This window comes from Pseudomonas sp. GW531-T4, from assembly GCF_017349615.1.
Taxonomy (GTDB): domain Bacteria; phylum Pseudomonadota; class Gammaproteobacteria; order Pseudomonadales; family Pseudomonadaceae; genus Aquipseudomonas; species Aquipseudomonas chlororaphis_I.
In genome coordinates, this window is record NZ_JACMZT010000013.1 from 113,037 (window position 1) to 133,179 (window position 20,143).

Sequence of the window (20,143 nt, forward strand, 5' to 3'; positions counted from 1 at the left end):
ATCTGGCGCATTAAAGATTTGCCCGCTAGATTCAGGGCGAGTATCGATCAAGGCCCGACCATGAACACCAAAGGCTCCACCCCGGAAAAATGCGACGATCTGCTGCTGGATAACCAGTTGTGCTTCGCCCTGCACTCGACTTCGCTGCTGATGACCAAAGTCTATAAACCGCTGCTGCAGGAGCTGGGCCTGACTTATCCCCAGTACCTGGCGATGATGGTGCTCTGGGAGCAGGACGGCCTGACCGTCGGCGAAATCAGCAGCCGCCTGCTGACCGATCCCGGTTCATTGACGCCCTTGCTCAAGCGCCTGGAGGCCGAGGGATTGCTGAGCCGTACCCGCAGCCGCGAAGACGAACGGGTGGTGATCATCGAGCTGACCGAGCAAGGCCGGGCCCTGTATGACCGGGCGCGCGGCGTTCCCCAATGCATCCTCGGCGCCAGCGGCCTGACCCTGGAACAGCTGCGCAAACTGCAGGCCGACCTGCTGAACCTGCGCGGCCATCTGCAAGACAGCCTTTAACCGCGCTCTCGCGAGCACGCCTGCCCCTCCTGCAGCAGCGCTTGCTCGCGATCCTCTCTATTTCGATGCCGCCAACAGCGTATCGACGAAAAATTTCTCGATAAAAATATTATTTAAATCATTCGCTTAGCTAAAAGATATGGGCTTCTGGCAAGCATTTCCGAGTTTTTTCAAAAAATTATCTTGCGCACAAAATATTTGAGCGATACATTTATTTCGCACTTACTTAGCGCGCAAACATTTAGCGCAAAACTTCGAAACCCAAGAGGCTCACACCATGCAAACTCTCTATACCGCAGTCGCAACCGCAACCGGTGGCCGTGATGGTCGCGCCGTCTCCAGCGACAACATCCTCGACGTCAAACTCTCCACCCCCAAAGAGCTCGGTGGTGCCGGCGGCCAGGCGACCAACCCTGAACAACTCTTCGCCGCCGGCTACTCCGCCTGCTTTATCGGCGCCCTGAAATTCGTCGCCAGCCAGAGCAAACGCAAGATCCCGGACAACGCCTCGATCACCGCCCATGTCGGCATCGGCCAGATTCCTGGCGGCTTCGGCCTGGACATCGACCTGCACATCAGCCTGCCAGGCCTTGAACAGAGCGATGCGCAATCCCTGGTCGAAGCGGCTCACCAGGTCTGCCCTTACTCCAACGCCACCCGCGGCAACGTCGACGTACGTCTGCACGTGACTGTCTAACCCAGCTGCGCACCAGCGCCCGCACCGCCCAGGAGACGAACATGAACACTTTCAGCAAGGTCTTGACCGGTAGCCTTCTCGCCCTGTCCATCAACACGGCCTTCGCCGAAGGCGGGGTCGAACACAACACCCAGGCGTTCCTCGACGCCTTGAACGCCGGCAGCGGCAAGCCGATGGAACAGATGACGCCAAAAGAGGCCCGGGCCGTGCTGGTCGGTGCCCAGGCCGGGGTCAAGCTGACGCTGCCCAAGGCGGATGTCAGCCAGAAGACCATCAAGGTCGACGGCCAAGACATCAGCCTGACCATCGTCAGGCCGGCCGGGGTGAAAGGCACGTTGCCGGTGTTCATGTTTTTCCACGGCGGCGGCTGGGTGCTGGGCGACTTCCCGACCCATGAACGGCTGGTGCGGGATCTGGTGGTGGGCTCCGGGGCGGCGGCGGTGTTCGTCAATTACACGCCGTCTCCGGAAGCTCATTACCCGGTGGCGATCAATCAGGCTTACGCGGCAACCCAGTGGGTGGCCGAGCATGGCCAGGAAATCAACGTCGACGGCAAGCGCCTGGCGGTTGCCGGCAACAGCGTCGGCGGCAACATGGCGGCCGTGGTCAGCCTGATGGCCAAGGACAAGGGCACGCCGGCGATCCGGTTCCAGCTACTGCTGTGGCCGGTGACCGACGCGAATTTCGAGACGGCGTCGTACAACCAGTATGCCGAGGGGCACTTCCTCAGCAAAAACATGATGAAGTGGTTCTGGGACAACTACACCACCGACGCCCGGCAGCGTAACGAGATCTACGCCTCGCCGCTGCGCGCCACCAGCGCCCAGCTCAAGGGCCTGCCGCCCGCGCTGATCCAGACGGCCGGTGCCGATGTGCTGCGCGACGAAGGCGAAGCCTATGCCCGCAAGCTGGACGAAGCCGGCGTGACCGTGACCTCGGTGCGCTACAACGGGATGATCCATGACTATGGCCTGCTCAACGTGGTCAGCCAGGTACCCGCAGTGCGCTCGGCGCTGCTGCAGGCCAGTGAAGAGCTCAAGCAACACCTGAAGTAAGGCTGTCACTGATCTTCGGCCACAAAAAAGCCCGACTCGATGGTCGGGCTTTTTTGTACGCGAGAATTCAAGCAGAAGCTTAAACCTTGGCGCGGCCTTTGTAGGAACCGCCTTCGCGAGTATCGATCTCGATCATGTCGCCGATTTCGATGAAGTCAGCAACCGACAGCTCGGTACCGTTCTTCAGTTTGGCAGGCTTCATCACCTTGCCCGAAGTGTCGCCGCGAGCGGAACCTTCGGTGTAGTCAACCTGGCGCACGATGGTGGTCGGCAGGTCAACGGAAACCAGACGGTCTTCGAAGAACACGGCTTCGCAAACGTCGGTCATGCCTTCTTCGATGAACGGCAGAACGGCTTCGATGTCTTCGGCGTTCAGCTCGTACATGGTGTAGTCGGTGGTGTCCATGAACGTGTAGGTGTCGCCGCTGATGAACGACAGGGTCGCTTCTTTGCGATCCAGGATCACGTCGTCCAGTTTGTCGTCCGCACCGTAAACGGTTTCGGTCTTGTAACCGGTCAGCAGGTTCTTCAGTTTGGTCTTCATGATCGCGCTGTTACGACCGGACTTGGTGAATTCAGCTTTCTGAACCAGCCAAGGATCGTTGTCGATACGGATCACGGTACCGGGTTTGAGTTCTTTACCAGTTTTCATTGCGAATATCCGAATTTGGATGGGATTTACAAAAATCTAGGCCGCGTATCATATCCAATTTAGGTAAAACTGCACCAGCGCCGCAGCAAGATCGGGCTGTGAGCCCTGTACCAGACACCACTTTTCGGCGTGAGCGGTCACTTCCGGCCAGTGTTCCAGCAGTTTTTTCCAGGCCTGTGCCATCTCGCCCCCGGCATTCCAGGCCCGCCACAGGTCGATCAGCGCCGCCTTGGCCTCTGGCGACAGCCCCTGTGTATAAAGCTCGAGAAAGGCATCGAGCTTGTCCAGGTGGATGTCTTCGTCCTGTTGATAAATGTGCCAGAGCATCGGCCGGCCGGCCCACTGTGCGCGCACGAACGAGTCCTCGCCGCGTACCGCGTTGAAATCGCAGGCCCACAGGAGCTGGTCGTATTCCTCCTGTCGGACGAATGGCAGCACCTGCATCGTCAACGCCCCACGGACCTGCACCGCACCCGCCGCCAGTGCCTCGACACCCAGCCAGTGTTGCACGTCACCAAGGATCCGACCTTCGGGAACCAGCAGATGGGTAGCCCGCGAGTCGGCAGCCAGCGCGTCCAGCCAACTGGCCAGACCGGCGTTCTCATAGGCGAATAGCGACATCAGGCGGGCGTCGGGTGCGGCAAAGACGCCCAGTCCTTCAAGGAAATGTTGCCGAGCCCGCGGATCCTGCTGAAACGCCCTGCGTCGCTCCAACAACCCCGCCTCGCGCAGCAAGCCACCGGTGCCGGCCTGAAAGCCAGGGAAAAAGAAGTACTTCTGCACGCCCTTGAACTTCACCGAGGGCAGGCCGTGGCAGCCGGTCACCCAGGCCTCGGCGCTGAGGTAATCGAGGTTCAGCCACAAAGGGGTATGTTCACGCTCGGCCATCGCCTCCATATAAGCCGGTGGCAACTGGCAGGCAAAGGCCGCGATCACCACATCCGCAGCCGCCACCGGCGACCACTCGGCCGGCCAGTGGCGCACATCGACGCCTTCCTGCCATTGCTGAGGCAAGGCGACATCGATCGGTGGACACAAACGCTCGAAGGCCCGCAGGTCATCCACCCACAACCGCACCGCGCACTGATGCTCGGCCACCAGTTGCCGGGCCAGCCGCCAGGTCACGCCGATATCGCCGTAGTTGTCGACGACGCTGCAGAAAATATCCCAGGAGGCTTTCATTCCGGGCTCCGTTTGGCAAAAGCGCCGATTGTCCGCATAAATCGCCACAGACAGAAGAGCCAATGCCGATAATCTTCGTGCGACAATCACGGCTTGCCGACACCGCCTGCCAGGAGGCTGCCATGCCCTATCGCCCGACACCCCGTCGATCATTACGTATCAGCGTAAACGCACTTCAGTTCAGCGGCAGTATTGCCCTGGGATTGTGGCTGGGTTTTCTGGCAATCGCCCTGACCTGCTGGCTGGCCTGGCGTTTTCTGTTCGACCAGCAATTGGCGCCCGTCGCCCAGGCCGTGCAACAGCTGACAAAACCGACCAGCACGGAGTCGGCCGCCTCCAACCGCATGTTCGAGCAATACCAGGAAAACCTGCGCAAGAACGAACAACAGCAGGCACTGGATAATGCACGCAGCAACCTGCGCAACCAGTCCAACCCGAAATGCCAGTTCTGGTTGCAACAGGACCAGACGGCGCCGAGCGAAAAGAGCCGGGCCAACGTCCTGCAATTCTGCGATTGAGCCTGAACCTGACCATGCACAAGCCTACTGTCCACCAACTGATTCTCGACAAGCTCCGCGGCGATCTGGAGATCGCCCAGCGTGCGGCGCAGACCGCCTATGAGGCGGCGACCCACGAGGAGAACATTGCCGAAAACAAGTACGACACCCTGGGGCTGGAGGCGTCCTATCTCGCCGCCGGCCAGGCCAGGCGCGTCGAGGAAATCCGGCAGGCGCTGGTGCTCTGCCAGAACCTGACCCTGCGCCCGTACGACGAGCAGGTTGGTATCCAGGTCGGTGCGCTGCTGGGCCTCGAAGACGAAAACGGCCACGAACAATGGCTGTTCCTGGCGCCGGATGGGGCGGGACTGAAGGTCGAGGTGGTGGGGCAACCGGTGACCGTCATCACCCCTCGTTCACCGCTGGGCAAAGGCCTGCTGGGCAAGTTCGAGGGGGATGAGCTGGAGATCGTCGTCGCAGGCGCTCGGCAACAGTTCGCTGTCACCGAGGTCAAGTAAGCCCGACTTAGTGGACAGGCAGTTCGACGCCGTCGAACAGCTCTTCGAGTTCCTGCTTGTTGTGGCACTGAATGGCCTTGGCCATCACTTCGCGCGTCAGGTGCGGCGCGAACTTCTCGATGAAGTCACACATGAAACCACGCAGGAAAGTGCCACGGCGGAAACCGATCTTGGTGATGCTCGACTCGAACAGCTCGCTGGCATCCAGTACCACCAGATCGCTATCAAGCTTGGTATCGACTGCCATCTTGGCGACGATGCCCACACCCAGGCCCAGGCGTACGTAAGTCTTGATCACGTCGGCGTCGGCGGCGGTGAACACCACCTTCGGCGTCAGGCCGCGATGGCTGAAGGCTTCGTCGAGCTTGGAACGGCCGGTGAAACCGAACACGTAAGTCACGATCGGGTATTCGGCGAGGGTTTCCAGGGTCAACTTCGGCAGCTTGGTCAGCGGGTGGCCCTGCGGTACCACCACGCAGCGGTTCCAGCGGTAGCACGGCATCATCACCAGGTCACCGAACAGCTCCAGCGCTTCGGTGGCGATGGCGAAGTCGACGGTGCCATCGGCGGCCATTTCGGCGATCTGCATCGGCGAACCCTGATGCATGTGCAACGCCACATCCGGGTACTGCTTGATGAAGCTGCTGATCACCGGCGGCAAGGCATAACGGGCCTGGGTGTGGGTGGTGGCGATCGACAGGGTGCCCTTCTTCTCGTTGGAGAATTCCTGGGCGATCTGCTTGATGCTTTCGACCTTGCGCAGGATCTCGCCAGCGGTAGTGATGATGCGTTCGCCAGCCGGGGTGACGCGAGTCAGGTGCTTGCCGCTACGAGCGAATACCTCGACCCCCAGCTCGTCCTCGAGCAGGCGAATCTGCTTGCTGATACCCGGTTGCGACGTATAAAGGCTTTGGGCTGTAGCAGAGACGTTGAGGTCGTGGTGCGCCACTTCCCAGATGTAGCGCAATTGTTGAAGCTTCATATGAATCCCTCAAAGCAGGTAGACGCCACGGGCATCAGCGACGGTATATAACTATATTAATGGTTCGAAGAATAAATCTAGAACTTTTCTTAAGAAAATTCCAATAGCCGCGTCAGATATCTCCGAACCGTCGACGCTGCACCAAGGGCACCAGGTAAACCGGAACCTTGGCCAGTTGCAGTACCCTGGCGGCCGTCCTGCCCAATGGGGTTTCACCACCCGCCCCATGGCTGTGACTTCCTACGATCAACAAATCCACAGAGAGTTTCGACGCCTGTTCGAGAATGACTTGCGAGGGGTCCCCCTGAAAGACCCGGACCGACTGAATCAGCGCGAGATCCTGCATGCCCTCCCCCAACTCTTCACGAAAGCTGTCGAGTACCCGTTGCTCGATATTCGCCATCACCGTGCTCAGGCCCTGACTGTGAAACTCATTCAGGGCTTGCTCGTCGAGATAACTCTGCAACACCGATTCGGCAAACAGCCCCATGGGCTCCACCGCATGAACCACGTGCAAGTCGGCATTGAATGTTCGAGCCAGCTCCAGGGCATGTTGCATCACATAGGGCGCATACAGACCGAGGTCAGTGGCATACAGCATCGAACGAATCATATGACCTCCTCGACTGCCAATATGGCGGAGATTGATTCAGCTTAGCAGTGCCAAGGCGACTACGACGTCCCGCACAAGCCCGTGAACATTGAGCTAAACCTTGGTTTCGTTGCTGATGCCATGGGGTACATGGCCGGTGGCGACCACTTCGCGAGCCAGTTCGCAATGGCCCGCCTGATCGTCGAAGAACACATCGGCGGCGAAGGCTTCGAGAAAGGCAGCCTTCTCCAGGCCGCCCAGGAACAACGATTCGTCCAGGCGGATGTCCCATTCGCGCAAGGTCCGAATAACCCGCTCATGGGCCGGTGCCGAACGTGCCGTCACCAGGGCGGTACGGATCGGACAATCATCGTCGGGGAATTCGCGCTGCAACAGATTGAGCGCGGCGAGGAAGCCTTTGAACGGCCCCCCGCGCAACGGCTCGCGGGCGGACTCGCGCTCCTTGGCCTGGAAGGCTTCCAGGCCACCGAGCTGATAGACCCGCTCCGACTCATCGGAAAACAGCACGGCGTCGCCGTCGAAGGCGATCCGCAGTTCGGCGCTGGCGGCGCGCCGGGCGCCACCGGAAAGAATGGTCGCCGCGGCGAACCCGGCGTCCAGTGCACTACGCACATCTTCGGCGTGGGTGGAAAGAAACAGGTCGCAGCCGAAAGCCGCGAGATAGGGATAAGGGCTACGGCCACCGACAAAAGCGGCCCGGGAAATATCCAGGCCGTAATGCTGGATCGAGTTGAAGACCCGCAGCCCCGTGTCGGCACTGTTACGCGACACCAGCACCACCTCGACCCGCGCCCGGCCGAGGCTGGCATTGAGGCTCAAGAGTTTTTTCACCAAGGGAAAAGCATCGCCCGGTTCGAGGGATTCCTCCTCGTGATCGATCTGATACTTGCGGTAGGCCTCGACCCCCTCGGCCAGATAGACCTTATGGCTTTCGCTGAGATCGAACAGGGCCCGTGACGAAATCGCCACCACCAGTTTACCGCCCAAGCCCTTTGCCATATCGCTTCCCCCCGATGCTGCGATCAAACGTTATGCCGGTCGATAAAACTCAACGCCCGATACAAGGCTTCCATTTTCGGCAGTTCGCATCCCGCTGCCCTGGCCGCGGCCAATGGCGCGGCGTAGATGGCCGACAACTCCAGCGCTCGCTTGTGCCGGTAGTCGTGGTACATGCTCGGCCAATAGTCCGGCATGCTTTCGGTCACCTTGAACAAGTGCTCAGCATAGCCGTCCGGCATGCTGTGACCACAGGCCAGGGCGCCTTGCACCACTTCACGCATCAAGGCCTGAATCAGCTCGCGGCTGTCGGCATCGGCCATCAGCGGCGTGGTGCTGGCGTTGAGCAATACCGACAATCCGTTGTACGGCACGTTCCACACCAGTTTCTGCCAGCGCGCCTGCTGCAGGTTGGCCATGGCCTGGGAATCAATACTGGCCTTGCGGAATAGCGCGGCGCCCTCTTCCACTATTGCCTGGCGCTGCGATTCGTCCTGCGCGGCCGGGCCACTGTGATACCCCAGGTTCACCGCGCCCAGCGCCTGATGCTCGATCACCCCGGGCCCGGCACGGTGCACGCAGATAAAACACAGGCCGCCCAACAGATGCAGCGAGTCGGGAAGCAGGTCGCGCAAGCCGTCCTCCACATCCAGGCCATTCTGCAGTAACAGCACCTTGGCGCCGGGAGCCGCCGCACAAAGAATCGCCGGAGCCAACTCGGCGTTGCTGGTGGTCTTGGCTCCCACCAGCAGCCAATCGCAGGGCGGCATGTCTTCGGCACTGGCATAGGCCTGGACCGGGTTCAGGGTCAGCTCACCATGCACCGCGCTATGCAGTTGCAAACCCCGCTCGGTGACCGCGGCGAATTCGCTGCGCAGCAGGAAATGCACATCCAGGCCGGCTCGCGCCAGCAGCATCCCGTAGAAACCACCGATCGCTCCGGCACCGATAATGCCGATTCGCGGCGTGTGGACTGCTTCCATCAAGGCAACTCCTCTGGAATTCGATTCAGCGCCTGTGCCAGTCGCTCGCCGAGCTCGCCAGGTGTCAGGCGCGACTGCAAGGCCCCATAAAACTCACCGTCGCGCACCACGAACAGTGCCGGCAAGTGAAACACCTGATAACGCTCGACCGCGCCGCCATTGTTTCCCGCATCGATCCAGCACAACCGCTCGATCGGCAGATCGAAGCCGGGCAACTGCTGCCGGGCCCAGCGACAACTGGCGCAGCCGACGCTGGTGAATATCACCAGCGAAACACCGCTCATCGCCAACAGCCGCTGATCGATATCGAAATCAGTCAGCTCCAATTCGACCACTATACTGGGGGAAACAATGTCACATAGCCGACACTCGGAGTCCGCGTTCATGGGACGTTTCATTCCTCATCCTGACGATGTTCCGGTTGAGTTGACCTTACGTAAGCACGCATGCATTTCGCGTCAACGGTTGCACACTATCAGCCTCGGCGGCATGGCTTGCAATTATCACCGCGCCTGGCGCCGCGGCACTGCACTGGAAATCTGCATGCCCACTCTGGGTGAAAACGCCCGCTACAACGGCTATGTGGCCTGGTGCCTGCGACGCAAGCGTGGCTACCTGGTGGGGATCGCCTTCATCGACGAACAGACCCTGTTCCGTGCCCGAATGAGTGAGCAGGTGTGCCAGATCGCCCACTACTGCCACCTGCATGAGCCCCAGGCCGAGCAGCGACAGATCGAAACCCTGGCCCAGCAATGGGTCGAACAGCACGCCGCCGAGTTCTCCCACGACCGGGTTCATCAGGCTTTTATGCAGCCAGCGCTGGATTAAACCCGTCTCTGCCCATTGTCGAGCCCCGGTGTAACGCGCTAAGGTTCGGCTCCCCGACGCGCTTAAATCCGCTGTGCACCGCCGCGCGGGGATCGCTGGCGGCCGGCACCCGTGACCTGACGAGTAACACGATGGCTGATTTACCGATCAACGACCTTAACGTCGCCTCCAACGAAACCCTGATCACTCCCGACCAGCTCAAGCGCGACATTCCGCTGAGCGACGCCGCCCTGCGCACCGTGACCAAGGGTCGCGAAGTGATCCGCAATATTCTCGACGGCACCGACCACCGTCTGTTCGTCGTCATCGGCCCTTGCTCGATCCACGACATCAAGGCTGCCCACGAGTATGCCGAGCGCCTGAAAGTCCTGGCCGCCGAAGTCTCCGACACCCTTTACCTGGTGATGCGCGTGTACTTCGAGAAACCACGGACCACCGTTGGCTGGAAAGGCTTGATCAACGACCCGTACCTGGACGACTCGTTCAAGATCCAGGACGGTCTGCACATCGGTCGCCAGCTGCTGCTGGACCTGGCCGAGATGGGCCTGCCGACCGCCACCGAAGCGCTGGACCCGATCTCCCCGCAATACCTGCAGGACCTGATCAGCTGGTCGGCGATCGGTGCGCGTACCACCGAATCCCAGACCCACCGCGAGATGGCTTCCGGCCTGTCTTCGGCAGTAGGTTTCAAGAACGGCACCGACGGCGGCCTGACCGTTGCCATCAATGCCCTGCAATCGGTTTCCAGCCCTCACCGTTTCCTCGGCATCAACCAGGAAGGTGGCGTATCCATCGTCACCACCAAGGGCAATGCCTACGGTCACGTGGTTCTGCGCGGAGGCAATGGCAAGCCGAACTATGACTCGGTCAGTGTCGCCCTCTGCGAGCAGGCGCTGAACAAGGCGAAGATCAAGCCGAACATCATGGTCGACTGCAGCCACGCCAACTCCAACAAGGATCCGGCCTTGCAGCCACTGGTAATGGAGAACGTGGCCAACCAGATTCTCGAAGGCAACCAGTCGATCATCGGTCTGATGGTCGAAAGCCATCTGAACTGGGGCTGCCAGGCCATTCCCAAGGACCTGGCCGAACTGCAATACGGCGTGTCGATCACCGATGCCTGCATCGATTGGGAAAGCACCGAGAAAACCTTGCGCAGCATGCACGCCAAGCTCAAGGACGTCCTGCCTAAACGGGTTCGCACCTGATCCCGTATCGCAGACACAAAAACGCCGGGCCAAGCCCGGCGTTTTTTTTGGTGTCCCCGCTCAGAGTTTCGCGGCGTGGCGCTGATGGCGCTCCATGTAGCGCTCCACATATGAGCACGACGGAATCACCGTGTACCCCATGCGATCAGCATATTCCAACGCCTGCTCGGTCAGTGCCGCAGCAATACCACGGCCGCGCAGCGCGTTAGGCACGAACGTCCGATAAATATCCAGGGTCTGCTTACCCAGGTCCATATAGGTCAGGTAGGCACGATGACCGTCCACATTGGTCTCGAATTGATGACCAGCCTGGTCATGGTGGATGGACAACGCCTCGCTCATCACTACTCCTCGCGGGTCTTGGATTCTGACCCCTACCTTACCGATGTTTTTCCGGCGAAGGAACAACTACGCCACCCCGTGCCTGTCTGGACACCGAGCAGAGCCTGCCGCTCTCGCATGACCGAGCACGTATCAAATAGTAGGCACCATTGGCACCAATGCTCAAGGGACGCTTGCATTCAAGCTACCGGCATCAGGCCAGTTTAGTGTCGATGCTTCCCCCGGACCTGTTCCCGGATACATGCAAAGCACTCGATCCAACCACCTGATGATCAACAACCTGAACATCGCCGGATGTTGAGATTTAAGACGAGCCCACCCATTTAAAGTCACCTCAACATGGACAAAGATGCGTGAGGCGCCCCACAGATTCTGAACAAAAGTGTAGACGAATCGATATAGATAGACTTTAGCCTACACTCCGCGAGCGCCATGCAAAGGGACTCTGCGGCAGATGCGCTTAACAAGCGCAAGCTCCCAACAGGGTGACAAGGTTGCGTATTTTTTATACAGATCGATAAAAAGTTGCTCGAAAAAGATTCAACGCCTAGAATTTTTTTTGCTTCTTGCGCTACGTCAGTTTACTTACTACAAGTAATGGGTAGTATGTACGCCGGCCATTTCATCACTCGGATGAGATAGCTACTTAATAGAAAGTCCTTGAAGGGGAACACGATGAACAACGTTCTGAAATTCTCTGCTCTGGCTCTGGCCGCAGTTCTGGCTACCGGTTGCAGCAGCGTATCCAAAGAAACCGAAGCTCGTCTGACTGCAACTGAAGACGCAGCAGCTCGTGCCCAGGCTCGTGCAGACGAAGCCTACCGTAAAGCTGATGAAGCTCTGGCTGCTGCTCAAAAAGCACAACAGACTGCTGACGAAGCTAACGAGCGCGCTCTGCGTATGCTGGAAAAAGCTAGCCGCAAGTAATAATCCCTCGGGATTGTTATCGAGCCGACCCATTTATTGGGTCGGCTTTTTTATTGCCCGGATTTTCTTGTGGCAATAAAAAACCCGTCGACACCCTGAAGCATCGACGGGTTGCTGTTCCAGCCGTTACTGCTGCATATCGATAGGCACCGCCGATACCACCGGTGCATTGGTCGGTATGGCGATCTCTACTGGCAAACCATCTTCGGCCGCCACCACGTCGCGCACTACATCCCAATTCATCCGCAGGTTATTGGCCAGGTCTTCACGCTTGAGCAAGGCGTTGATCACCGCGGTGTGTTTGTCCACGACCGACGGATTGCCCTTGTCATCGAGCGGCGTATGAGCCTCCAGATAAACTTTGCCAGCGCTGATACCGAACTTGTACGGATCGTTGAGGATGCGCACCGATGTCCCCACCGGCACCATGCTGGCCATTTCCAGGACGTTGTTGTTGAACATCCGGAAGCAGCCGTGGCTGGTTCGCATGCCGATACCGAACTTCTTGTTCGAACCGTGGATCAGGTAGCCCGGCGTGCCCAGGGTAAACTTGAATGGTCCCAACGGGTTGTCCGGCCCCGCCGGCACCACGTTCGGCAGTGGGTCACCGTCAGCAGCGTGCTCGGCCTTGATCGAGGCAGGCGGCGTCCAGGTCGGATTCGGAGTCTTGGCGACGATGCTGGTATGGGCGATCGGCGACCCCCAACCTTCCCGGCCGATACCCAGGGGGAAGGTGTACACCACGTTCCGCCCTTTCGGGTAGTAGTAGAGGCGATATTCGGCGAGGTTGATCACGATGCCTTCACGAGGTCCCGGCGGCAGGATGAAGCGCGTCGGCAACACCACTTCGGTGCCTGCGCCCGGCAACCAGGGATCGACTCCCGGGTTGGCCGCGACCATCTCGTAATAGCCCAGGTCGTAGGTCGTGCCCAGGTCGGCAAAGGTGTCTTCGTACTTGGCCTTGATCACCTGTACCTGACCGACGATATCTTCGCCCGGTGGAGGTAGAGGCAGTTCCAATGCGGCAACGGGGCCAGCCACACAGAAGGCGGCAAGCGTCAGGCAACGGGTGACGACAGGAAAGCGCGGCAACATCCGGAAAATCCTTCGCATGATCAACGAGTAAAAAAGTGATTGTACACCCGCCCCCGTGGCTGCGGGAGCGACAGCTGCATCAACGCAAGAAGGGGGCCGGGCGAGAACTTGCTGCCTTACAGTTCGAAACGCAACTCTGGCCAGATCGGCGGCGTGCCGCGCTTTTGCGATTCGAGGATCGCCCGGCACAACGGACACAGGCGCTGGTCCTGGAAAATGGTCCGGTCGACACTCGACCAGCGCGGTTGCGCAGGCAGCAAGGTGCCGCACAACGTGCGATCGGCTGAGCCGCCCAACTCCAGCTGACGCGTCACCAGATGCACCCGGACTTCCTGGCAGGCGAACAGGTCGAGCTGTTCGTCAGGCTCGATCAGTTGGTAGGCAAACAGGGACCAGGCGGGACGCGGCATCGGGGGCTCCAAATCGGGGGCGCCACATTAGCCGAAACACTGCCGGTAGAAAAGCGTCAAAGCAGCGGTTTTAGCGTCGGCCAGACATTTTCCAGCAACTTGCCCTGAGCAGCGACCGCAGGGTGGATGCCATCAGCCTGCATCAGCTCGGGATTACCGCCGACCCCTTCCAGAAAAAACGGCACCAGCGCCACGTTTTTTTCATTCGCGAGCTTGCTGTACACCTCGGCAAACGCCTGGGTGTAGCGCACGCCGTAATTGGGTGGCAGCTGCATGCCAAGCAACAGCACCTTGGCACCACTGGCCTTGGAGCTGTCGATCATCGAAGCAAGATTTTGTTGCAATTGCGTGGGCAGTTGCCCGCGCAGGCCATCGTTGCCGCCCAATTCGAGAATCACCAGCTCCGGCTTGTGCTCTGCAAGCAGCGCCGGCAGCCGCGCCTGGCCACCTGCACTGGTGTCGCCGCTGATGGAAGCATTGACCACCTCATCGTCGAAACCTTCGCTCTTGAGCCGCTGCTCGAGCAATGCCACCCACCCCTGCCGGGTATCCAGGCCGAAAGCCGCGCTGATACTATCGCCAACGATCAGGACTGTACCCGCCGCTGCGTTCTGGGCCATGCACATCAAGGCCAGGCCAGCACTCAAAAACCACACACGCATCGGATTCTCCATGGGCGCAAGCATTCTCACTGCGCGGAACCTTAGCAAAGTGGTTCCCAGCGCGGAAGGTGAACTGACCATCCTGCACGAACTCAGCCTGGAACTGAACAAAGGCGACAGCCTGGCCATCGTCGGCAGTTCCGGCTCCGGAAAATCCACCCTGCTCGGCCTGCTGGCCGGTCTCGACCTGCCCAGCAGCGGCGAGGTCACCCTGGCCGGTCGCAGCCTGGGCACATTGGACGAAGACCAGCGCGCCCGAATCCGCGCCGAGCATGTGGGCTTCGTCTTCCAGTCGTTCCAACTGCTCGACAGCCTCAATGCCCTGGAGAACGTGATGTTGCCCCTGGAGCTGGATGGCCGCCGGGATGCCCGCGAGCGTGCGACCGAACTGCTCCAGCGCGTCGGGCTCGGGCAACGCCTGAGCCACTCGCCTCGCCAGCTCTCCGGTGGCGAACAACAGCGGGTAGCCATCGCCCGCGCCTTCGCCGCCGAGCCTGACGTGCTGTTCGCCGACGAGCCGACCGGCAACCTCGACAGCCACACCGGTGAGCGCATCAGCGACCTGCTGTTCGATCTGAACAAGGAAAGCGGCACGACGCTGGTCCTGGTCACTCACGATGAACGCCTGGCCCATCGTTGCCGGCGCCTGATCCGCCTTGAAGCCGGCCTGCTGGTCGCCCCCCTGGAGCCTTGATGGCACGCCTGCCGCTGTTGCGCCTGTTCAGCCTTGCCGTTCGCCAACTTCTGCGCGACGCCCGCGCCGGAGAACTGCGGGTATTGTTCTTCGCCCTGGTAGTGGCGGTAGCCGCCAGCACTGCCATCGGCTATTTCGGCGCGCGCCTCAACGGCGCGATGCTGCTGCGCGCCACGGAGTTTCTCGGCGCGGACCTGCTGCTGGAAAGCAGCTCTCCGGCAAGGCCCGAACAGATCCAAAGCGGCCGGGAACTGGGCCTGCAACATGCGCAGGTGGTGGAGTTCTCCAGTGTGATCGCCACCGACAATGGCATCCAGCTGTCCAGTATCAAGGCCGCGGACGACGCCTACCCGCTGCGCGGTCAACTGAAAAGTGCCCCGGCCCCTTACGCGGCGGAAGAAATCGGCGGCGGTCCACAACCAGGCGAAGCCTGGGTCGAAGCCCGATTGTTGACCGCGCTGGACCTGAAAATCGGCGACAGCATCGACGTCGGGATGAAAACCCTGCGCCTGAGCCGGGTACTGACTTACGAACCGGATCGCGCCGGCAACTTCTATAGCCTGACACCCAGGGTACTGATCAACCTGAGCGACCTGAACGCCACCGGCGTGGTGCAACCCGGCAGCCGGGTCAGTTACAAGGAACTCTGGCGCGGCCCGGGAAGCGCCCTGGAAACCTATCGCCAATTGATCAAGCCTGGCCTGGCGGCCAATCAGCGCCTGCAGGATGCCCGAGATGGCAACCGCCAGATCGGCGGAGCCCTGGGCAAGGCGGAACGCTACTTGAACATGGCCAGCCTGGTGGCGGTGCTGCTGGCAGGCGTGGCAGTTGCCCTGTCCGCCGCGCGCTTCGCCTCCCGCCGCTTCGACGCCAGCGCGCTGCTGCGCTGCCTGGGCTTGTCCCGCCGGGAAACCATGCTGCTGTTCACCTTGCAACTGGCCCTGCTCGGCATCCTGGCCAGCATCGTCGGTGCGCTGCTCGGCTGGCTCGCCCAGCTTGGGCTGTTTTATCTGCTGCATGACCTGCTACCAACCGATGTGCCTCCCGGCGGATTGCTCCCCGCCGTCGCCGGTATCGGTACCGGCCTGGTGGCGCTTGGGGGGTTCGCCCTGCCGCCCTTGGCGGCGCTGGGGCGTGTCCCGCCCTTGCGGGTGTTGCGTCGTGACCTGCTGCCGATCCCCCCAAGCACCTGGATGGTTTATGGCGCCGCCCTGCTGGCCCTGGGCCTGATCATGTGGCGCCTGAGCCTGGATCTGCTCTTGACCTTCGCCTTGCTCGGTGGCGGCGTCATTGCCGCCCTGGTTCTGGGTGGATTACTGCTGCTGGCCCTGCAGAGTCTGCGTCGCTTGCTGGCCAAGGCGTCGCTGCCATGGCGCCTGGGTTTGGGCCAGTTACTGCGGCATCCCTTGGCCGCTGCCGGACAATCCCTGGCCTTCGGCTTGATCCTGCTATCGATGGCCCTGATTGCGCTGTTGCGTGGAGAACTGCTCGACACCTGGCAAAACCAGTTGCCCAAAAACGCGCCGAACTATTTCGCCCTGAATATCCTGCCCGCGGACAAGCAGGCCTTCACCGACAAGCTGGTGGCGCTTTCCGCCCCTTCCGCGCCGCTGTACCCGGTAGTACCAGGGCGGCTGATCAGCATCAACGGCGAACCGGTCCGGGAAATCGTCAGCAAGGACTCCAGTGGCGACCGCGCCGTACAGCGGGACTTGAGCCTGACCTGGGCCGCGGATCTGCCAGAAGGCAATAAGATCACCAGCGGCTCGTGGTGGGCGCAACAGCCCGAAGGGGATTTGCCTGGCGTCTCGGTCGAGGCCCAAGTGGCCGAAAGCCTGAAACTCAAACTTGGCGACCAGATGACGTTCAGCGTCGGCGGAGTCAATCGCGAGGCCAGGGTGACCAGCCTGCGGGAAATCAACTGGGACAATTTCCAGCCCAACTTTTTCATGATCTTTCAGCCGGGCACGCTGCGGGATTTGCCTGCCACTTACCTGACCAGCTTCTATCTGGCTGCGGGCCACGACCAGCAGGTGGTCGAGCTGTCCAGGGCCTTCCCGGCAGTGACCATCCTGCAAGTGGAGGCCTTGCTCGAACAACTGCGCAGCATCCTGGCCCAGGTCACCCTGGCCGTGGAATACGTGCTGTTGTTCGTACTCGCCGCCGGCATGGCCGTGCTGTTTTCCGGACTGCAGGCCACCCTGGACGAGCGTATTCGTCAGGGCGCCCTGCTACGGGCGCTGGGGGCGGAACGACAATTACTGGTCAAGGCCCGGCGTATCGAGTTCGGGCTGCTGGGAGCCGTCAGCGGGCTACTGGCCGCATTGGGATCGGAATTGGTGAGCCTGGTGCTCTATCGCTTTGCCTTCGACCTGCCCTGGCATCCACATCCCTGGCTGCTGCTCCTGCCCATTATCGGAGCTCTGCTGATCGGAGGTGCCGGTGTCTATGGAACGCGCCGGGCATTGAATGCCAGCCCGCTGACAGTACTTCGCGAGGGGTAAGCCCCTCGCAGGCAGGTCATTTCACGTATTCGATCTGATTGATCCACCAGCACATTTCTCCGCCGGGCGTCTGCACTATCGCCTCGTCGCCGACTTCTTTCTTCAAGAGTGCCCGGGCCATGGGCGAATCGATGGAGATGTAATCCTTCTGCCCGTATATCTCGTCATAACCGACGATACGGAAGCGCTTGGTTTCGCCCTCTTCGTTCTCGATATCGACCCAGGCGCCGAAGAACACCCGGCCCTCCTGCTCCGGCGAATACGACACGACCTTCATGTCTTCGAGTCGCTTGCGCAAGTAGCGAACCCGACGGTCAATTTCCCTCAGGAGTTTCTTGTTGTATTGATAGTCCGCATTTTCACTCCTGTCCCCCAGGGAGGCCGCCCAGGTGACTTTCTGCGTCACATCCGGACGCTTCTCCCGCCACAGGTAATCCAGCTCGTTTTTCAGAGCCTCGAAACCTTCCTGCGTAATGAGCTTGGTACTCAATTGGTTAAATCCCCCATGCAGAGCCTTATGAGCAGTTCAGCATTATGGTTGAATCGAGACCTTGAGAACCAATGCTAGGCGAGATAAACCCACCTGCAGCACACCTCCTCACGGGGATACCCTATCCAGAATGAACAGGCCGATAACACTACCGCTTGGGCGTTGTACGAAAAAGCGGTCGCGCTTGGTCAATAGGGCATCAAACCCACGTGCGAATCCACATCAGAATGCACATATCTAAACCCGGATACGCCCCATCAGTCCTCTCCAGTTTGCACCGTCTGACTGCACTATCCGCCTTTTCACACAGGTCAAATACGGCTTTATTGAAATACCCAATACACTAAAAAAGAGAACTGTAATTCCAGCAGAAGCGCTTTACTCATCATCGCTGAGCAATGTACTGGATATGCTATGCAGGCTATTATTGAAGGTCACCGTCTCATTGAAGCCTTTTACAATATTGCTGAGTTTCTTACGGGTGCTGGACAACTGCGTTAACCTTTCTACCAGCTCTGCATTTTTTTGCTGGATTCCGATGTCTCTCTTTTCCAGTTCGGCTGCGCGGATACTTTGCTTAGCGGAAATCTCATCAAGACGTTGCTGCTCAAGCTGCATTAGTTCAGAGCGCCGGGCAACACTTCGCTCTCTGGACTCAACACTTTCAGCCAGCTGTTGAAGCGCAGCACTGCGTTCCGCAATCACTCGGGAATTATGCTCAGCGGACTTATCGATCGCGATCTTCTCTTGCTGAAGCTGACTTTGTAGCTGGCGCAGGTGCTCATCTTTTTCATGAAGTTTACGCTCTCGCTCTTGCAACTGTTCCTTCAAAAGCTCCAAAGCTTCCTGTTGTTTCACCGCAACCAATTTTTGCTGCGTCAACTCCTGCGCCATAAGTGCAAGATTCGACAAAGTGCTTTCCACATCAAGAAGTAGATGATCGGTATCCGCCCCCTGAAGCGCAGTTTCAGCCTCAGGAAGCGTCGCCATCAGAAACTGTGCTTCATCCAATGAGATCTCTAAGGGAATTGGGCAATCAGCCACCTCATCCCGTGTTACATCCCCAGCAACTTGAGCGGATTGATCAATATCTGCGGTAGCCTGAACCTGCCTATCCATCAAAGTTGGAACACTGTCAGATATCGACAGGCCGAACTCATCACTCTGGATTAACTTCATCTCTTCCTCCGAGGCCAAATCGCGAACCACCTCCGCCAAGCCAGCCAATGTGCTCTGTATACCTTGGGACAGGCGTCCAATGTCGGCCTCCGAGTTGGCAGAGTGGTCAGCGACAACCTCAGGCGTCAAATGGCCAGACAAGGGAGCATCACTTTCAGAGGAGTCGACATATTTTTCGGTATTCGCAGTCAGCATTTCAGTCATATCGTGTTGAAAACTCTCGGTAAATAATGAAACATCAGTAAGAACCTTCTCTACTTCAGTCTCAGCTTCTTCTGTTTTTTGAGAGAGCTCTTCTGGATTTCCAATCGAAGCGAACCCGGATGGAGCACCATCGAGTGCATCGCCTCCAAGATCCTCAACGCTTCCTGGCGAGCAATGCTCATTCGAATCAGAAACCTCATCTTCTATACACTCCGCGACAGCCTGTGCAGCAGGAGTAGATTGAGAAGTCATCAAAATAGAGGCATCGAGCGCAGGAACTCCGAGTTCAGCGCTGTCAATTGCCGGCAGGCAAGCAACCGAGGCTTCTGACGAGATAAGCTTCATCACCAGATTTTTCTTGATGGTGAGTGAACGATGATCCGATAGGTTTCCTGTCGGTATCACACAATCCTTAAGGTCAATCAGATGGTAAGGAATATCGGTACTACTTCCGGCACCTTGCTGTCGCCCCTCAGGCAGGCTCGCATGGGTGACTATATCCTTGAAGACTTGAATAACCTGACGCCAATCTTCCTCGGCCTCAATCGAGCTCAGTGAATAACTCTTCCCCGCCTTATTTAGCATCGCCAGATAAACTCGCGACTCTCCAACTTCAGCCCCCTCATTCAAGCTATAAGCAAGAAAATTATGGCTCAGCATAGGAATTGCAAAGCTACAGAGTACCGCACCGTTCAGCACTTCCTGCTCTGCATTTTTAATGGAAATAGTTCGTAGCAGCATCACTGGCTCAGGCTCCGTTATATATATCGCAAGGAGCAAAAAATACACCTTACAACACCTAACCGGAAACCAGACATTTCCGATCCTCAAGTAGAACTATCCGATACCATCGACAAGCCGCCGAATCACACAGCGACGAGAGTCACATTGAAATATTTTAAA

At 59.1% G+C, this 20,143-nt stretch carries 23 protein-coding genes; 10 read left to right on the forward strand and 13 right to left on the reverse strand.

The window, feature by feature from the left end; all coding sequences use genetic code 11:
• Positions 1-60 precede the first annotated feature (60 nt).
• The 3 genes from J4D28_RS13195 (at position 61) to J4D28_RS13205 (ending at position 2,274) form a co-directional block, all read left to right on the forward strand.
• Positions 61-522, forward strand: coding sequence for a MarR family winged helix-turn-helix transcriptional regulator (locus tag J4D28_RS13195; RefSeq protein WP_007931403.1), 462 nt, complete (start codon positions 61-63; stop codon positions 520-522).
• Between the two features lie 277 nt (positions 523-799).
• Complete coding sequence (locus J4D28_RS13200) at positions 800-1,219, forward strand: organic hydroperoxide resistance protein (RefSeq protein WP_009044954.1); 420 nt, start codon at positions 800-802, stop codon at positions 1,217-1,219.
• Between the two features lie 41 nt (positions 1,220-1,260).
• A complete protein-coding gene (locus J4D28_RS13205) occupies positions 1,261-2,274 on the forward strand; it encodes an alpha/beta hydrolase (protein WP_009050126.1) in 1,014 nt (337 codons plus the stop codon).
• A 79-nt stretch (positions 2,275-2,353) separates the two neighbouring features.
• Here the strand turns inward: J4D28_RS13205 and J4D28_RS13210 are convergent, their stop codons facing one another.
• Positions 2,354-2,926, reverse strand: a complete 573-nt coding sequence (locus tag J4D28_RS13210) for an elongation factor P (protein ID WP_007931398.1) — start codon at positions 2,924-2,926, stop codon at positions 2,354-2,356.
• Between the two features lie 48 nt (positions 2,927-2,974).
• Complete coding sequence (gene earP, locus J4D28_RS13215; protein ID WP_103331001.1) at positions 2,975-4,108, reverse strand: elongation factor P maturation arginine rhamnosyltransferase EarP; 1,134 nt, start codon at positions 4,106-4,108, stop codon at positions 2,975-2,977.
• A gap of 122 nt (positions 4,109-4,230) precedes the next feature.
• Between earP and J4D28_RS13220 the strand changes: the two genes are divergently transcribed.
• Both J4D28_RS13220 and J4D28_RS13225 read left to right on the forward strand, forming a co-directional pair.
• On the forward strand, positions 4,231-4,626 hold the full coding sequence (locus J4D28_RS13220) for a hypothetical protein (RefSeq protein ID WP_103331002.1): 396 nt from the start codon (positions 4,231-4,233) through the stop codon (positions 4,624-4,626).
• A 14-nt stretch (positions 4,627-4,640) separates the two neighbouring features.
• A complete protein-coding gene (locus J4D28_RS13225) occupies positions 4,641-5,123 on the forward strand; it encodes a transcription elongation factor GreAB (RefSeq protein ID WP_103331011.1) in 483 nt (160 codons plus the stop codon).
• A 7-nt stretch (positions 5,124-5,130) separates the two neighbouring features.
• On the opposite strand, the gene cysB is transcribed toward J4D28_RS13225, so the two are convergent.
• From cysB to J4D28_RS13250, 5 genes are all read right to left on the reverse strand, one after another.
• Complete coding sequence (gene cysB / locus J4D28_RS13230) at positions 5,131-6,105, reverse strand: HTH-type transcriptional regulator CysB (RefSeq protein WP_007931387.1); 975 nt, start codon at positions 6,103-6,105, stop codon at positions 5,131-5,133.
• 112 nt (positions 6,106-6,217) lie between these two features.
• Entirely contained in the window at positions 6,218-6,718 is a 501-nt protein-coding gene (locus J4D28_RS13235) for a universal stress protein (RefSeq protein ID WP_009050130.1), read from the reverse strand.
• 93 nt (positions 6,719-6,811) lie between these two features.
• On the reverse strand, positions 6,812-7,717 hold the full coding sequence (locus J4D28_RS13240; RefSeq protein ID WP_016704334.1) for a 5'-nucleotidase: 906 nt from the start codon (positions 7,715-7,717) through the stop codon (positions 6,812-6,814).
• A gap of 23 nt (positions 7,718-7,740) precedes the next feature.
• Positions 7,741-8,697, reverse strand: coding sequence for a putative 2-dehydropantoate 2-reductase (locus tag J4D28_RS13245; RefSeq protein WP_009050132.1), 957 nt, complete (start codon positions 8,695-8,697; stop codon positions 7,741-7,743).
• A complete protein-coding gene (locus tag J4D28_RS13250; protein ID WP_009050133.1) occupies positions 8,697-9,083 on the reverse strand; it encodes a co-chaperone YbbN in 387 nt (128 codons plus the stop codon). Before J4D28_RS13250 ends, J4D28_RS13245 begins: the two co-directional genes overlap by 1 nt.
• Here J4D28_RS13250 and J4D28_RS13255 point away from each other — a divergent pair.
• Both J4D28_RS13255 and J4D28_RS13260 read left to right on the forward strand, forming a co-directional pair.
• Positions 9,082-9,525, forward strand: coding sequence for a PilZ domain-containing protein (locus J4D28_RS13255; protein ID WP_009050134.1), 444 nt, complete (start codon positions 9,082-9,084; stop codon positions 9,523-9,525). The two genes, J4D28_RS13250 and J4D28_RS13255, sit on opposite strands and share 2 nt — an antisense overlap.
• 131 nt (positions 9,526-9,656) lie before the next feature.
• Positions 9,657-10,733, forward strand: a complete 1,077-nt coding sequence (locus J4D28_RS13260; RefSeq protein WP_009044963.1) for a 3-deoxy-7-phosphoheptulonate synthase — start codon at positions 9,657-9,659, stop codon at positions 10,731-10,733.
• A gap of 60 nt (positions 10,734-10,793) precedes the next feature.
• Here the strand turns inward: J4D28_RS13260 and J4D28_RS13265 are convergent, their stop codons facing one another.
• Positions 10,794-11,075, reverse strand: coding sequence for a GNAT family N-acetyltransferase (locus J4D28_RS13265; RefSeq protein ID WP_007931380.1), 282 nt, complete (start codon positions 11,073-11,075; stop codon positions 10,794-10,796).
• A gap of 675 nt (positions 11,076-11,750) precedes the next feature.
• On the opposite strand from J4D28_RS13265, the gene oprI reads away from it, so the two are divergent.
• Entirely contained in the window at positions 11,751-12,002 is a 252-nt protein-coding gene (oprI, locus tag J4D28_RS13270; RefSeq protein WP_003448337.1) for an outer membrane lipoprotei OprI, read from the forward strand.
• A gap of 126 nt (positions 12,003-12,128) precedes the next feature.
• On the opposite strand, the gene J4D28_RS13275 is transcribed toward oprI, so the two are convergent.
• From J4D28_RS13275 to J4D28_RS13285, 3 genes are all read right to left on the reverse strand, one after another.
• On the reverse strand, positions 12,129-13,097 hold the full coding sequence (locus J4D28_RS13275) for a L,D-transpeptidase family protein (RefSeq protein ID WP_009044964.1): 969 nt from the start codon (positions 13,095-13,097) through the stop codon (positions 12,129-12,131).
• Between the two features lie 116 nt (positions 13,098-13,213).
• The gene (locus J4D28_RS13280; protein ID WP_007931378.1) at positions 13,214-13,507 is read right to left on the reverse strand and encodes a hypothetical protein; all 294 of its coding nucleotides are present in this window, start codon (positions 13,505-13,507) and stop codon (positions 13,214-13,216) included.
• A 56-nt stretch (positions 13,508-13,563) separates the two neighbouring features.
• Complete coding sequence (locus tag J4D28_RS13285) at positions 13,564-14,169, reverse strand: arylesterase (RefSeq protein ID WP_009050135.1); 606 nt, start codon at positions 14,167-14,169, stop codon at positions 13,564-13,566.
• A gap of 10 nt (positions 14,170-14,179) precedes the next feature.
• On the opposite strand from J4D28_RS13285, the gene J4D28_RS13290 reads away from it, so the two are divergent.
• Together J4D28_RS13290 and J4D28_RS13295 are read left to right on the forward strand one after the other, a co-directional pair.
• Positions 14,180-14,863, forward strand: coding sequence for an ABC transporter ATP-binding protein (locus J4D28_RS13290; RefSeq protein WP_009050136.1), 684 nt, complete (start codon positions 14,180-14,182; stop codon positions 14,861-14,863).
• Positions 14,863-17,367 (forward strand): ABC transporter permease, encoded by a 2,505-nt coding sequence (locus tag J4D28_RS13295; protein WP_009050137.1) that lies wholly within the window; start codon positions 14,863-14,865, stop codon positions 17,365-17,367. The genes J4D28_RS13290 and J4D28_RS13295 overlap by 1 nt, the downstream gene beginning before the upstream one ends.
• A 16-nt stretch (positions 17,368-17,383) precedes the next feature.
• Here J4D28_RS13295 and greB read toward each other — a convergent pair whose 3' ends face one another.
• Both greB and J4D28_RS13305 read right to left on the reverse strand, forming a co-directional pair.
• On the reverse strand, positions 17,384-17,857 hold the full coding sequence (gene greB, locus J4D28_RS13300) for a transcription elongation factor GreB (RefSeq protein ID WP_009044968.1): 474 nt from the start codon (positions 17,855-17,857) through the stop codon (positions 17,384-17,386).
• 378 nt (positions 17,858-18,235) lie between these two features.
• Positions 18,236-19,981: a hypothetical protein gene (locus J4D28_RS13305; protein ID WP_103331003.1), complete on the reverse strand. Its 1,746-nt coding sequence runs from the start codon at positions 19,979-19,981 to the stop codon at positions 18,236-18,238.
• Positions 19,982-20,143 lie beyond the last annotated feature (162 nt).

What these genes read in the sequence shown, in the direction of transcription:
- J4D28_RS13195 (WP_007931403.1), top strand. Translation starts at nt 61, where the DNA reads ATGAACACCAAAGGCTCCACCCCGGAAAAATGCGACGATCTGCTGCTG.
- J4D28_RS13200 (WP_009044954.1), top strand. Translation starts at nt 800, where the DNA reads ATGCAAACTCTCTATACCGCAGTCGCAACCGCAACCGGTGGCCGTGAT.
- J4D28_RS13205 (WP_009050126.1), top strand. Translation starts at nt 1,261, where the DNA reads ATGAACACTTTCAGCAAGGTCTTGACCGGTAGCCTTCTCGCCCTGTCC.
- J4D28_RS13210 (WP_007931398.1), bottom strand. Translation starts at nt 2,926, where the DNA reads ATGAAAACTGGTAAAGAACTCAAACCCGGTACCGTGATCCGTATCGAC.
- earP (WP_103331001.1), bottom strand. Translation starts at nt 4,108, where the DNA reads ATGAAAGCCTCCTGGGATATTTTCTGCAGCGTCGTCGACAACTACGGC.
- J4D28_RS13220 (WP_103331002.1), top strand. Translation starts at nt 4,231, where the DNA reads ATGCCCTATCGCCCGACACCCCGTCGATCATTACGTATCAGCGTAAAC.
- J4D28_RS13225 (WP_103331011.1), top strand. Translation starts at nt 4,641, where the DNA reads ATGCACAAGCCTACTGTCCACCAACTGATTCTCGACAAGCTCCGCGGC.
- cysB (WP_007931387.1), bottom strand. Translation starts at nt 6,105, where the DNA reads ATGAAGCTTCAACAATTGCGCTACATCTGGGAAGTGGCGCACCACGAC.
- J4D28_RS13235 (WP_009050130.1), bottom strand. Translation starts at nt 6,718, where the DNA reads ATGATTCGTTCGATGCTGTATGCCACTGACCTCGGTCTGTATGCGCCC.
- J4D28_RS13240 (WP_016704334.1), bottom strand. Translation starts at nt 7,717, where the DNA reads ATGGCAAAGGGCTTGGGCGGTAAACTGGTGGTGGCGATTTCGTCACGG.
- J4D28_RS13245 (WP_009050132.1), bottom strand. Translation starts at nt 8,697, where the DNA reads ATGGAAGCAGTCCACACGCCGCGAATCGGCATTATCGGTGCCGGAGCG.
- J4D28_RS13255 (WP_009050134.1), top strand. Translation starts at nt 9,082, where the DNA reads ATGGGACGTTTCATTCCTCATCCTGACGATGTTCCGGTTGAGTTGACC.
- J4D28_RS13250 (WP_009050133.1), bottom strand. Translation starts at nt 9,083, where the DNA reads ATGAACGCGGACTCCGAGTGTCGGCTATGTGACATTGTTTCCCCCAGT.
- J4D28_RS13260 (WP_009044963.1), top strand. Translation starts at nt 9,657, where the DNA reads ATGGCTGATTTACCGATCAACGACCTTAACGTCGCCTCCAACGAAACC.
- J4D28_RS13265 (WP_007931380.1), bottom strand. Translation starts at nt 11,075, where the DNA reads ATGAGCGAGGCGTTGTCCATCCACCATGACCAGGCTGGTCATCAATTC.
- oprI (WP_003448337.1), top strand. Translation starts at nt 11,751, where the DNA reads ATGAACAACGTTCTGAAATTCTCTGCTCTGGCTCTGGCCGCAGTTCTG.
- J4D28_RS13275 (WP_009044964.1), bottom strand. Translation starts at nt 13,097, where the DNA reads ATGTTGCCGCGCTTTCCTGTCGTCACCCGTTGCCTGACGCTTGCCGCC.
- J4D28_RS13280 (WP_007931378.1), bottom strand. Translation starts at nt 13,507, where the DNA reads ATGCCGCGTCCCGCCTGGTCCCTGTTTGCCTACCAACTGATCGAGCCT.
- J4D28_RS13285 (WP_009050135.1), bottom strand. Translation starts at nt 14,169, where the DNA reads ATGCGTGTGTGGTTTTTGAGTGCTGGCCTGGCCTTGATGTGCATGGCC.
- J4D28_RS13290 (WP_009050136.1), top strand. Translation starts at nt 14,180, where the DNA reads ATGGGCGCAAGCATTCTCACTGCGCGGAACCTTAGCAAAGTGGTTCCC.
- J4D28_RS13295 (WP_009050137.1), top strand. Translation starts at nt 14,863, where the DNA reads ATGGCACGCCTGCCGCTGTTGCGCCTGTTCAGCCTTGCCGTTCGCCAA.
- J4D28_RS13305 (WP_103331003.1), bottom strand. Translation starts at nt 19,981, where the DNA reads ATGCTGCTACGAACTATTTCCATTAAAAATGCAGAGCAGGAAGTGCTG.